Source organism: Streptomyces sp. NPDC090445, from assembly GCF_044769385.1.
Lineage (GTDB): Bacteria > Actinomycetota > Actinomycetes > Streptomycetales > Streptomycetaceae > Streptomyces.
The window spans coordinates 49065-63447 of the sequence record NZ_JBIVXV010000037.1 but is presented as its reverse complement, the minus strand read 5'-3'; the positions used below and the strand labels follow the sequence as shown (position 1 = coordinate 63447).

The window sequence follows — 14383 nt, the reverse complement described above, 5'->3', positions numbered from 1 at the left end:
GGCGTGGCCGGAGACCGGCCGTCCGCGCCGGGCCGGTATCTCCTCGTTCGGCTTCAGCGGCACCAACGCCCACACGATCATCGAACAGGCACCGGTCGCCGACGGGGCCGAGGCGGCCGAGGTCCCGCAGCAGCGGCCCGGCGCCCTGCCGTGGGTGCTGTCCGCCAAGACGGACTCCGCCCTGCAGGTCCAGGCCGAGCGGCTCGCCGCCCGGATCGCCGCGGACGAGACGCTCGAACCTGCGGACGTGGCCTACTCCCTGGCCACCTCCCGGTCGGCCCTCGAACGCCGGACGGTCGTCGTCGCCGAGGACCGCGAGGAGTTCCTGACCGCTCTACGGGCCCTGGCAGCCGGTGAGCAGCCGGCAGGCCTCGTACAGGGCAAGGTGTCCGGAGGCGCTACTGCCTTCCTGTTCACCGGGCAGGGCAGCCAGCGCCTCGGCATGGGGCGCGAGCTGTACGACACCCACCCGGTGTTCGCGGACGCGCTGGACGCGATCTGCGCCCGCATGGACGCCCACCTCGAACTTCCCCTGAGGGACGTGCTGTTCGGGGCGGACGCCGCTCTGCTGGACCGGACCGGGTACACCCAGCCGGCGCTGTTCGCCGTCGAGGTGGCGTTGTTCCGGCTCGTCGAGAGCTGGGGTGTGCGGCCGGACTACCTCACCGGTCACTCCATCGGTGAGATCGCGGCCGCGCACGTCGCCGGGGTGCTGTCCCTGGACGACGCGTGCGCTCTGGTCGCGGCCCGTGGCCGCCTGATGCAGGCGCTCCCGGCCGGTGGTGTGATGATCGCGGTGCAGGCGTCGGAGGACGAGGTCCTGCCGCTGATCGGCGACGGCGACCGGGTGAGCATCGCCGCGGTCAACGGCCCGCAGGCCGTCGTCGTCGCCGGTGACGAGGACGCCGCGCTTGCCATCGCCGAGAGCTTCGAGGCGCAGGGTCGCAAGACCAAGCGGCTCACCGTCAGCCACGCCTTCCACTCGCCGCACATGGACGGCATGCTGGCCGACTTCCGCAAGGTGGTCGAGGCGCTGGCCTTCGAGGCGCCCCGCATCCCGGTCGTGTCGAACCTGACCGGTGCCCTCGTCTCGGACGAGATGGGCTCCGCCGACTTCTGGGTCCGGCACGTCCGGGACGCCGTCCGCTTCCTCGACGGCGTACGCGCCCTGGAGGCGGCGGGCGTGACCACGTACGTCGAGCTCGGCCCCGACGGGACCCTGTCCGCGCTCGCCCAGGACTGTGTGACGGAGCAGGCCGTCTTCGTGCCCGTGCTCCGCAAGGGCCGCGACGAGACCGGGACCCTGGTCACCGCGCTCGCCCGGGCGCACGTCCAGGGCGTGGCCGTCGACTGGGCGGCGTACTTCGCCGGCACCGGCGCCCGGCGCGTCGACCTGCCCACCTACGCCTTCCAGCGCAAGCGGTACTGGCTGGAGGAGGCCACCCGCCCCTCGGCGGCGGCCGAATCCGGTGCCGCGGCCGGCGGTGCGGCCCTCGGTGCGGTCGACGCGGCCTTCTGGGAGGCCGTTGACAACGCCGACCTCGCCGCCCTCACCGCGACGCTCGACATCGACGCGGACCAGCCGCTGAGCGCGCTGCTGCCGGCCCTGTCCGCCTGGCGGCGGCAGCGCACGGAGCGGTCGGTCGTCGACGGCTGGCGCTACGGGGTGACCTGGAAGCCGCTGGGCGACCCGGACACGGCCGCCCGCCCCGCCGGCACCTGGCTGCTCGTCACCGCAGCCGGTGCCGACACCGCGGCCGCGGACCTCCTCGGGATCGGGGACGCGCTGCGGGCGCAGGGCGTGGACGTACAGGAGGTGTCCCTCGACGCCGCGGCCGACCGGGCCGTCGCCGCCGACCGGCTTCGTACGGCGCTCGCCGGGAACCGGGCCGACGGCGTGGTGTCCCTGCTGGCGTTCGCCGAGGCCCCGCACCCGGCCCACCCCGCGGCGCCGGCCGGACTGCTCCTGACCGGGACGCTGGTCCAGGCCCTCGGAGACGCGGAGGTCGACGCACCCCTGTGGTGCGTCACCTCCGGCGCCGTGGCGACCGGTCCCGCCGACCGGGTGCGCAGTGCCGCGCAGGCGGAGCTCTGGGGCTTCGGCCGCGTGGTCGCCCTGGAGCACCCCGAGCGCTGGGGCGGCCTGGTGGACCTGCCCGCCCGGACGGACGGACGCGCACTCGACCGGCTGCTCGCCGTACTCGGCGGCGCCTCCGGGCACGGACAGGCACACGGACAGGCGCACGGGCAGGCGCACGGGCAGGCGCACGGGCACGGGTACGAGGACCAGGTCGCCGTACGCTCCGCCGGGCTCCTCGCCCGCCGGGTCGGGCACGCCGCCGCCCCGGCGGCCACCGGCAGCGGCGCCACCGCGGACCGTGCGCCCTGGCGGCCCCGCGGTACCGTCCTCATCACCGGCGGCACGGGCGCGCTCGGCGCGCACGTCGCCCGCTGGCTCGCCGCGCACGGCGCCGAGCACGTGGTGCTCGCCGGCCGGCGCGGGCCGCAGGCGCCGGGGGCCGAGGCCCTGGTCGCGGAACTGGCGCAGCTCGGCGCCCGCGCCACGGCCGTCGCCTGCGACGTGACCGACCGACAGGCCGTCCGCGACCTGCTCGCCGCCCTCCGCGACGACACCGGCACGCCCGCCCTCACCGCGGTCTTCCACACGGCAGGGGTCGGCCAGCTCGCGCCGCTCGCCGAGACCGGACCGGAGGACATCGCCGCCGTACTCGCCGCCAAGGTCGCCGGCGCCGAGCTCCTCGACGAGCTGCTCGGCGACACGGAGCTGGACGCCTTCGTCCTGTTCTCCTCGATCGCCGGCATCTGGGGCAGCGGCGGACAGGCCGCCTACGCGGCCGCCAACGCCCACCTCGACGCCCTCGCACAGCAGCGCCGCGACCGCGGGCAGGCGGCCACCGCCGTGGCCTGGGGACCGTGGGGCGAGGGCGGGCTCGTCGGCGACGACGAGGCGGCCGGGCAGCTGCGCCGCCGCGGCCTGCCGGTGATGGCCCCCGAACTGGCCGTCGCCGCCCTCCAGCAGGCGCTCGACGCGGGCGACACGACGGTGACGGTCGCCGACGTCGACTGGGACCTGTTCGTCCCCGCGTTCACCGCGTCCCGGCCGCGCCCGCTGATCGCCGACCTCCCCGAGGTGCGCCGCGTCCTCGACGCGGAACAGCACGCCGGCACCGGCACCGCCACCGGCGGCGACGGCACTGCGGGGGACGCGGACCGGCTCGCGGCCGAGCTGCGCGGCATGAGCGCGGACGAGGCCGAACGGAACCTGCTCGGCCTGGTCCGTACGCACGTCGCCGCGGTCCTCGGGCACGACGGGGCCGCCGCGGTCGAGGCGGGCCGCGCCTTCAAGGACCTCGGCTTCGACTCCCTCACCGCAGTCGAACTGCGGACCCGCCTCGGCTCGGCCACCGGGCTGCGACTGCCCGCCAGCCTCGTGTTCGACCACCCCACCCCCGCCGCCCTGGCCGCACACATCCGCGGCGAACTCCTCGGCGAGGACACGGCTCCCGCCCTGCCGGCCCTCGCGGAGATCGACAAGCTGGAGTTCGCGCTCGCCTCGGTCCCCGAGGACGACGCCGCCGAACGCGCCCGCGTCACGGCCCGGCTCGAAACGCTTCTCGCGAACTGGAACAGGACCGAACGCGCCGCCCAGGACCGGGAGGACGAGGAAACAGCCATCGAATCGGCGTCCGCCGAGGACCTCTTCGACATCATCAACAACGAATTCGGAAAATTCTGACCCTTGATGCCCGATCCGATGCCCCAGCCGAATCCCGCATGCATTCCGCATTTCTCCAGGAGGTGACGTTCCAGTGGCCGGCACGAACGAAGAAAAGCTTCTCGAAAACCTGAAGTGGATGACCACGGAGCTCCGGCGGGCCCGCCGCCGCCTCCAGGAGGTCGAGCAGGACGCCCACGAGCCCATCGCCATCGTCGCGATGAGCTGCCGCTTCCCCGGCGGCGTACGGTCCCCCGAGGACCTGTGGCGACTGGTGTCCGAGGGCGGTGACGCCATCACCGGATTCCCCGACGACCGCGGCTGGGACATCGCGTCCCTCGCCGACCCCGACCCCGACCGCAAGGGCACCTTCTACAACACCGGCGGCGGATTCCTCGACGACGCCACCGTCTTCGACCCCGGATTCTTCGGCATATCGCCGCGCGAGGCCCTCGCCATGGACCCGCAGCAGCGACAGATCCTCGAAACTTCCTGGGAGGTGTTCGAGCGCGCCGGAATCGACCCGGCGTCCGTGCGCGGCAGCCGCACCGGCGTCTACATCGGCGCCGGCGCCATGGGGTACGGGGCCGACCTGAAGGAGGTCCCGGAAGGCCTCGAAGGGCTGCTCCTGACCGGCGGCGCGACCAGCGTGCTGTCGGGCCGGGTCAGTTACGTCCTCGGCCTGGAAGGCCCCGCCGCCACCATCGACACGGCCTGCTCGTCGTCGCTGGTCGCCCTGCACCTGGCCACCCAGGCCCTGCGCGGCCGCGACTGCTCGCTCGCCCTGGTCGGCGGCGTGTGCGTGATGCCCAGCCCCGACGTGTTCGTCGAGTTCAGCCGCCAGCGCGGCCTCGCCGCCGACGGCCGCTGCAAGTCCTTCGCCGCCGCCGCAGACGGCACCGGCTGGTCCGAGGGCGTCGGCGTCCTGCTGGTGGAGCGGCTGTCGGACGCCCGCCGCAACGGGCACCCCGTGCTGGCCGTCGTCCGCGGCTCCGCCGTCAACCAGGACGGCGCCAGCAACGGCCTCACCGCCCCCAACGGCCCGTCCCAGCAGCGGGTCATCCGCCAGGCCCTCGAAAACGCCCGCCTGTCGGCCGCCGAGGTCGACGCCGTGGAGGCGCACGGCACCGGCACCCGGCTCGGCGACCCCATCGAGGCGCAGGCGCTGCTCGCCACGTACGGCCAGGACCGCCCCGACGGCCGGCCGCTCCGCCTCGGCTCCCTCAAGTCGAACCTCGGGCACACCCAGGCCGCCGCCGGTGTCGCCGGCATCATCAAAATGGTCATGGCGATGCGGCACGGCGTCCTCCCGCAGACCCTCCACGTCGACGAGCCGACCCCCGACGTCGACTGGTCGGCCGGCGCCGTGTCCCTGCTCACCGAGCCCATGGCCTGGCCCGAGACCGGGGCCCCGCGCCGCGCGGCCGTGTCCGCCTTCGGCGTCAGCGGCACCAACGCCCACACCGTCATCGAGCAGGCCCCCGAGGAGGAACCGGAGGGGGAGGGACAGGAACCCGCCCCGGCTCCGGCCGCGGCCCTGGCCGCGCCCGCCGTGCTGCCCTGGACGCTGTCGGGCCGGAGCGCCGCCGCGCTGCGCGCCCAGGCCGCCCGGCTGATCACCGCCCGCGCGCAGGGCGACGCCGGCACCGCCTCCGCCCTCGACCTCGGTTACGCGCTCGCCACCACCCGGGCCGCCCTGGAACACCGCGCGGTGCTCCTGGGCCGCACGGACGACGACCTCGACACCGCCCTCGCCGCCCTCGCCGCCGGCGAGGAGGCCGCGGGCCTGGTCACGGACACCGCGACCGAGGGCAAGACCGCGTTCCTGTTCACCGGGCAGGGCAGCCAGCGCCCCGGCATGGGCCGCGAACTGTACGACACCCACCCGGTGTTCGCGGACGCGCTCGACGCCGTGTGCCGCCGCCTCGACCCGGTCCTCGAACTTCCCCTGAAGGACGTCCTGTTCGGGACGGACGCCGCCCTGCTGAACCGGACGGCGTACACCCAGCCCGCCCTGTTCGCCGTCGAAGTCGCCCTGTTCCGCCTCGTGGAGAGCTGGGGCCTGCGGCCGGACGCGGTCGCCGGGCACTCCATCGGCGAGATCACCGCCGCCCACGTGGCGGGCGTGCTCTCCCTCGACGACGCCTGCACCCTGGTCGCCGCCCGCGCCCGGCTGATGCAGGAACTCCCCGCCGGCGGCGCCATGATCGCCGTCCAGGCCGCCGAGGACGAGGTCCTGCCGCTGATCGGCGAGGGCGACCGGGTGGGCATCGCCGCCGTCAACGGGCCCCGGTCGGTCGTGGTCGCCGGTGACGAGGACGCGGCCGCAGCGGTCGCCGCGCACTTCGAGGCGCAGGGCCGCAAGGCCAAGCGGCTCACCGTCAGCCACGCCTTCCACTCGCCCCGCATGGACGGCATGCTCGACGCCTTCCGCCGGGTGGCGCAGGGGCTGGCGTACCAGGCCCCGCAGATCCCGGTCGTGTCCTGCCTGACCGGCGCCCCCGTCACCGTCGGCGAGATGGGATCCGCCGAGTTCTGGGTGCGGCACGTCCGCGAGGCCGTCCGCTTCCTCGACGGCATCCGCGCCCTGGAGGCGGCCGGAGTGACGACGTACGTCGAACTCGGCCCCGAAGGCGTGCTGTCCGCGCTCGCCCAGGAGTGCGTCACCGGCGAGGGCGCCGCCTTCGTCCCCGCGCTGCGCGCCGGGCGGCCCGAACCCGAGACGGCCCTCGAAGCCCTCGCCCGCGCCCACGCCCACGGCGCCGGCATCGACTGGCAGGCGTTCTTCGCCGTCACCGGCACCGGCGCCTGCCCCATCGACCTGCCCACCTACGCCTTCCGGCACGAGCGCTACTGGCTGGAGCCCGGCGCCGCCACGGCCGGCGACGTGAGCGTGGCCGGCCTCGACCCCGCCGCGCACCCGCTGCTCGGCGCCGCCGTCACCCTCGCCGGCACCGGCCGCGTGCTGTGCACGGGCCGGCTCTCCCTGCGCACCCAGCCCTGGCTCGCCGACCACACCCTCGCCGGTGCAGCGGTGCTGCCGGCCGCCGCGTTCGTCGAACTCGCCGTACGCGCCGGCGACCTGGCCGGCTGCGGACACGTCGCGGAGCTGGTGCTCGACACCCCGCTCGCCCTGCCCGCCGACGGCGCCGGCGTACGGGTCCAGGTGCTCGTCGAGAACCCCGACGGCCAGGGCCGCCGCGTCGTCACCGTGTCCGCACAGCCGGAGGACGGCGACGGCGGCGACCTCGGCGAGGACGGCGGCTGGACGTGCCACGCCCGGGGCGTCCTCGCCCCCGGCGCGCCGGACACGACGTCCCCCGCCCCGGCCGGGCTCGCCGCATGGCCGCCCGCCGGAGCCGAAGCCCTCGACCTCGGCCACCTGTACGCCGACGCCGACGCCGACACCGAGCTCCGGCGCGGCCCGCTGTTCCGGGCCGTGGAGGCGGCCTGGCACCGCGACGGCGAGTACTTCGCTCAGGTCCGCCTGCCCGAAGGCGCGCCGCAGGCCGACGCGTTCGGCCTGCACCCGGTGCTGCTGGACGCCGCCGCGCACACCGCGGCCGCGCTGTCGGCCGGAGACGCGGACGCGGACGCGGACGCCGGCGTCAGCCGCGGCGCGGGCGTCGGGCCCGGCAGCGTCTGGTCGGACGTGACCCTGCACGCGGTCGGCGCGGGCGCCCTGCGCGTCCGCATCCGGCCGGCCGCCGACGGCTCCGGCGGCTCCGGCAGCCCGGTGTTCGCGCTGGACCTCGCCGACGACCACGGCGACCCGGTGGCCACCATCGGCCGCCTGGCCCCGCAGCCGTTCACGTCCGCCGCGCCCGCCGGCGCCGGCGCCGCGCAGCCCGTACCGGCCGTCGTGCGCGAGGCGCTGTTCCACCTCGACTGGACGGCGCTGCCGCAGCCGCTGCCGAGCGCCGCCGCTGCCGCGGCCGGGCCGGCCGGCGGCTGGGCCGTCCTCGGCCCCGCCGGGTTCGGCCCGGCCACCCGCCACGCCGACCTGGCGGAGCTGGGCGCGGCCGTCGACGCCGGGGCGCCCGTACCGGCGTACGTCCTCGCCCCCTTCCCCCGGCAGGCCGCCGGGACCGGCCCGGACGCGCTGCGCGAGGCCACGCACCGGGCGCTCGCCCTGGTGCACGCCTGGCTCGCCGACGACCGGTTCGCGGCCTCCCGCCTGGTCGTGCTGACCAGCGGCGCGGTCGCCGGCCCCGGCGAAGGCGGCGAGGACCTGCCGCACGCCGCCGTACGCGGTCTGCTGCGCTCCGCGGAGACCGAGAACCCCGGCCGCTTCGTCCTCGCCGACGTCCCCGGCCTCGCCGGCCTCGCCGGCCTCGCAGACGTCTCCGACCCGGCCGCCGTGGCCGGACTCGCCGCGGCCCTCGCCTCCGGCGAGCCGGAGCTGCTGCTGCGCGACGGCACCGTCCGCGTCCCGCGGCTGCGCCGCACCCGCGTGACCGCCGGCCCGACCGGTGCCGCCGCCATCGACCCGGACGGCACCGCCCTGATCACCGGCGGCTCCGGCGCCCTCGCCGGGATCGCCGCCCGCCACCTCGTCACCGCCCACGGCGTGCGCCGGCTGCTGCTGCTGAGCCGCCGCGGCGCCGACGCGCCCGGCTCGGCCGAGCGCACCGCGGAACTCTCCGCGCTGGGGGCCGAGGTCACCTGGGCCGCCTGCGACGCCGCCGACCGCGACGCCCTGGCCGCCGTCCTGTCGACGATCCCCGCCGCGCACCCGCTCACCACCGTCGTCCACACGGCGGGCGTCCTCGACGACGGCGTGATCGGCTCCCTCACCCCCGAGCGCCTGGACACCGTCCTCGGGCCGAAGGCCGTCGCCGCCCTCCACCTGCACGAGCTGACCCGCGACCTGCCGGTCACCGCGTTCGTCCTCTACTCCGCCGTCGCCGGCACCCTCGGCAGCGCCGGCCAGGCCAACTACGCCTGCGCCAACGTCCTCCTGGACGCCCTCGCCGAGCACCGCCACCACCAGGGCCTGCCCGCCACCGCGCTGGCCTGGGGCCTGTGGGCCGACGCCAGCGGCATGACCGGCGGACTCGACGAGGCCCACCTGCGCCGCATGGAGCAGCAGGGCATGGGCGCCCTCACCGCCGCCGACGGCATGGCCCTGCTCGACGCCGCACTGGCCTCCGGCCGGCCCGCCCTCGTACCCGCCCGCCTGAACCCGGCCGCCCTCCGCGACGCCGCCGCGCCCGGCCCGGTCGCCCCCGTGTTCCGGGAGCTCCTGGGCCCGGCGGGACGCCGCACCGCGCGCACCCGGACCGACGGCGGCACCCCGCTCGCCGAACGGCTCGCCGGCCTCACCCGCCCCGAACAGGACCGGGCCCTGCTCGACCTCGTACGGGCACAGGTCGCCTCCGTCCTCGGCCACGCCTCGGCCGAGCACATCGAGCCCGCCAAGGCGTTCAAGGACCTCGGCTTCGACTCGCTGACCGCCGTCGAGCTCCGCAACCGGCTCGGCGCGGCCACCGGCCTGCGCCTGGCCAGCACCCTCGTCTTCGACCACCCGACGCCCACGGCCCTCGCCCACCAGGTGCGCGCCGAACTCCTCGGCGAGGACGACGCGTTCGACGGGGACGCCGCACAGGGCAGGGCCGGTACGGTCGCCGCCGACGACGACCCGATCGCGATCGTCGCCATGAGCTGCCGCTACCCCGGAGGCGTCCGCACCCCCGAGGAGCTGTGGCGGCTCGTCGAGACCGGCGGCGACGCCATCGGCGGACTCCCCGGCAACCGCGGCTGGGACAGCGCCGAGCTGCGCGCCGCCGAGGACGGCCACGGCCGGGCCTTCCAGGGCGGATTCGTCCACGACGCCGACTCCTTCGACGCCGACTTCTTCGGGATCTCGCCCCGCGAGGCCCTCGCCATGGACCCGCAGCAGCGGCTCCTGCTGGAAGCCTCCTGGGAGACCGTCGAGCGGGCCGGCGTCGACCCGTCGTCGCTGCGCGGCAGCCGCGCCGGCGTGTTCGTCGGCGCCTCCTACACCGGCTACGACGCCCAGCTGGAGCGGTCCGCCGACGTGGACGGCGTCCTCGGCCACGTCATGACCGGCAACGCGGGCAGCATCATGTCCGGCCGCGTCGCCTACGCCCTCGGCCTGGAGGGCCCGGCCGTCACCGTCGACACCGCCTGCTCGTCCTCGCTGGTCGCCCTGCACTGGGCGATCCAGGCCCTGCGGGCCGGCGAGTGCAGCCTGGCGCTCGCGGGCGGCGTGACGGTCATGTCGACGCCGGGCACCTTCAGCGAGTTCAGCCACCAGGGCGGGCTCGCCCCCGACGGCCGCTGCAAGGCGTTCGCGGCCGGCGCGGACGGCACGGGCTGGGGTGAGGGTGTCGGCATGCTGCTGGTGGAGCGGCTCTCGGACGCCCGGCGCAACGGGCATCCGGTGCTGGCGGTCGTGCGCGGCTCGGCCGTCAACCAGGACGGTGCGAGCAACGGCCTCACCGCCCCCAACGGGCCAGCCCAGCAGCGCGTCATCCGCGCCGCCCTGGCGAGCGCCGGCCTGTCGGCCGCCGAGGTCGATGCGGTCGAGGCGCACGGCACGGGCACCCGGCTCGGCGACCCGATCGAGGCACAGGCGCTGCTGGCCACGTACGGGCAGGACCGCCCGGCCGAGCAGCCGCTGCTCCTCGGCTCGATCAAGTCGAACATCGGGCACACGCAGGCCGCGGCCGGTGTCGCGGGCGTCATCAAGATGGTCCTCGCCATGCAGCACGGGGTGCTTCCGCAGACCCTGCACGTGGACGAGCCCACCCCGCACGTCGACTGGACCGCGGGCGACATCACCCTGCTGACCGAGGCCACGGCCTGGCCCGAGACCAGCCGGCCGCGGCGCGCCGCGGTGTCCTCGTTCGGCATCAGCGGCACCAACGCCCACACCATCATCGAGCAGGCCCCGGAGGCCGCGGACCGGCCCGCGCCGGCACCGGCCGCCGGACCGTTCCCGTACGTCCTGTCGGCCAGGACCCCGCAGGCGCTCCGCGCCCAGGCCGCCCGGCTGCTTCCCGTGGCCGAGGCCGCCGCCGGAGCCGGGGGCGAGGACGGCTCCGGTCTCGTCGACCTGGCGTACTCGCTGGCCACCGGCCGTGCGGGTCTCGAACACCGGGCGGCGTTCGCCGCCGCCGACCGCGCGGGCCTGCTGGACGCGCTCACCGCGCTCGCGGCCGACGAGCAGGCCCCGGGGCTTCTCCGCGGGACGGCGTCCGGCGGCCGGCTGGCGTTCCTGTTCACCGGGCAGGGCAGCCAGCGCCTCGGCACGGGCCGTGAGCTGTACGCGGACCGGCCCGCGTTCGCCGCCGCGCTGGACGCGGTGTGCGAGCGGCTCGACGCGCACCTCGAACTGCCGCTGAAGGACGTGCTGTTCGGCTCCGACGCCGCATTGCTCGACCGGACCGAGTACACCCAGCCGGCCCTGTTCGCGGTCGAGGTGGCCCTGTTCCGCCTCGTGGAGAGCCTGGGCCTGCGGCCGGACTTCCTGTCCGGCCACTCGATCGGCGAGATCGCCGCCGCGCACGTGGCCGGGGTGCTGTCCCTGGACGACGCCTGCACCCTGGTCGCGGCCCGCGGCCGGCTGATGCAGGGGCTCCCGGCCGGCGGCGTGATGATCGCCGTCCAGGCCTCGGAGGACGAGGTCCTGCCGCTGATCGGCGAGGGCGACCGGGTGGGCATCGCCGCGGTCAACGGCCCGCAGTCGGTCGTGGTCGCCGGTGACGAGGACGCGGCCGTCGCCATCGCGGACGCCTTCGAGGCGCAAGGTCGCAAGACCAAGCGGCTGACCGTCAGCCACGCCTTCCACTCGCCGCACACGGACGGCATGCTCGCCGACTTCCGCAAGGTCGCCGAGGGCCTGTCGTACGCCGCCCCGCGCATCCCGGTCGTGTCCTGCCTGACCGGGGCCCTCGTCACCGACGAGATGGGATCGGCCGACTTCTGGGTGCGGCACGTCCGCGAGGCGGTCCGCTTCCTCGACGGCATCCGCGCCCTGGAGGCCGCGGGCGTCACCACGTACCTCGAACTCGGCCCCGACGGCGTGCTCTCGGCCCTCGCCCAGGACTGCGTGACCGAGGACGCCGTGTGCGCGCCGGTCCTGCGCACGGGCCGGCCCGAGGCCGAGACCCTCGTCACCGCCCTCGCGCAGGCCCATGTCCGCGGCGCCGCCGTCGACTGGACGGCGTTCCACGCCGGCACCGGCGCCCGGCGCGTCGACCTGCCCACGTACCCCTTCCAGGCCCGGCGCCACTGGCCCGAGCCCGCCGGCACCCCCGCGGGCGGGTCGGTGCAGGGCGGCCCGGCCGTGAGCGAGGCCGACGCCCGGTTCTGGGACGTCGTCGAGCGGGCCGACCTGGCCGCGCTCGCCGACGAGTTCGCCATCGACGGCGACCAGCCGATCGGCGCCGCCCTGCCCGCCCTGTCCGCCTGGCGGCGCGGCCGGCAGGCCCAGGCGCAGGCCGACTCCCTCCTCTACCGCGTCACCTGGCAGCCGTGGACCGGCGGTCAGGCCACCGGAGCGGCAGCCCCCGCCGGGACCTGGCTGGTCGCCGTACCGGCCGCGCAGGCCGAGGACCCGTGGGTCCGCGCCCTGACCGACCGCATGGGCGTCGGCGGCGCCCGGATCCTGCCGCTCCCGCTCGACATCGCCGACGGCGACCCGGCGGCTCTGCGGGCCCGCCTGGACGAGCGGCTCCGCGCGGCGTCGGCGGCCGCCGACGGGCCGGAGCCGGTCACCGGCGTCCTGTCGCTCCTCGCGCTCGACGAGCGGCCGCACCCCGAGCACCCCGGAGTGCCCGTCGGACTCGCCCTCAGCCATGCCCTCGCCTCGGTTCTCACCGACCCCGAAGCGGACCCCGGCTGCGGCGACGCACCGCTGTGGTGCGTCACCCGCGACGCCGTCGCAGCCGCCCCCGGCGACACCCTCGGCGGCGCCGCCCAGTCCCAGGTCTGGGGCCTGGGCCGGGTCGTCGCCCTGGAGCACCCCGCCGGCTGGGGCGGACTGGTCGACCTGCCCGAGGTGTGCGACGACCGCACCCTGACCCGGCTGACCGACGTCCTCACGGGTGCCGGTGCCGGTGCCGGCGCCGGAGACGAGGACCAGCTCGCGATCCGCCCCGCCGGCACCCTCGTGCGCCGCCTCGTACGCGCCACCCCGGCCGCCACCGGCTCCACCGCCCGGTGGACGCCGCGCGGCACCGTGCTCGTCACCGGCGGCACCGGCGCCCTCGGCCGCCACATGGCCCGGCGCCTCGCCGAACGCGGTGCGGAACGGCTCGTCCTCGTCAGCCGCAGCGGCGCCGACGCGCCCGGCGCCGACGGGATCCGTACGGAGCTCGAAGCGCTCGGCACGGCCGTGACCCTCGCCGCGTGCGACGTCACCGACCGGGACGCGCTCGCAGCGCTCGTCGCGGGCCTCGCGGCCGACGGCACCCCGGTCCGCGCCGTCGTCCACGCCGCCGGCGTCTCCCAGCCGCCCGGCACCGGCACCGACCTGCCCGGCTTCGCCCGGGTCGTCACCGCCAAGACCGCCGGAGCCGTCCACCTCGACGCCCTGTTCGACGCGCCGGACTCCCTCGACGCGTTCGTCCTCTTCTCGTCCATCGCCGGCACCTGGGGCAGCGGCGGGCAGGGTGCGTACGCCGCAGCGAACACCTTCCTCGACGCGCTCGCCGAACGCCGCGCCGCCCGCGGGCTCGCCGCCACGGCGATCGCCTGGGGGCCGTGGGCCGACGGCGGCATGGCCGCCGAGGGCGACGCGGAGGAGCAGCTCACCCGGCGCGGACTGCCGCCCGTCACCCCGGCGACGAACCTGCTGGCCCTGGAACGGGCCCTCGCGGGCCCGGACCCGGCGGTGACCGCCGCCGACGTCGACTGGGCGCGGTTCGCGCCCGTGTTCGCCGCGGCCCGGCCCCGCCCGCTCATCGGCGACCTGCCCGAGGCACGCGCCGCACTGCGCCAGGACACGGAGCCCGGCGGCGACGGAGCCACGGCCGCAGACCCGGCCGCGGACCTGCTCCGCCGACTGGCCGACCTGTCCGGGGACGACCGGGAGACCGCCCTCCTCGGCCTCGTGCGCGAGCACGCGGCCGCGGCCCTCGGCCACCCGTCCGCGGACGCCGTCGCACCCGACCGGGCGTTCAAGGACCTCGGCTTCGACTCCCTGACCGCGGTCGACCTGCGCAACCGCCTCGGCACCGCGTGCGGGCTGCGGCTGCCGTCCAGCCTCGTCTTCGACTACCCCAACCCGCAGGCCCTGACCCGCCACCTGCTGCGCACCCTCTTCACCGGGGAAGCCGGCAGCGGCGCGGCGGCCGGCGCGACCGGCGGGGCGGCAGACCTGGACACCGACCCGCAGGACGCCGAACTGCGCCGGACCCTCGCCGCCATCCCCCTGGGCCGCATCCGCGCCGCAGGACTCCTCGACCCCCTCCTCCAGCTCGCCGGACCCGACACCCCGGCCGCCGCCGACACCGCCGGCCCGGAGACCGCCGACCCCGTCGCCTCCATCGACGAGATGGACCTCCAGGACCTCCTCGACCTCGCCCTCGACGGCGGTGGCGGCCCCGAGGACGACGAAACCCCCGGCAACACGACCACCAACAGCAACTTCTGACGTGCCCGAAGTGCGGAGTAAGT

At 76.7% G+C, this 14383-nt stretch carries 2 protein-coding genes; both read left to right on the top strand.

Going from position 1 to position 14383, the window contains the following annotated elements:
* On the top strand, positions 1-3757 hold a 3757-nt coding region (locus tag ACIQUT_RS36380), incomplete at its 5' end, for an SDR family NAD(P)-dependent oxidoreductase (protein WP_403569505.1).
* A gap of 73 nt (positions 3758-3830) precedes the next feature.
* Positions 3831-14360: a type I polyketide synthase gene (locus ACIQUT_RS36375; RefSeq protein ID WP_403569503.1), complete on the top strand. Its 10530-nt coding sequence runs from the start codon at positions 3831-3833 to the stop codon at positions 14358-14360.
* The last annotated feature ends 23 nt before the right edge of the window (positions 14361-14383 follow it).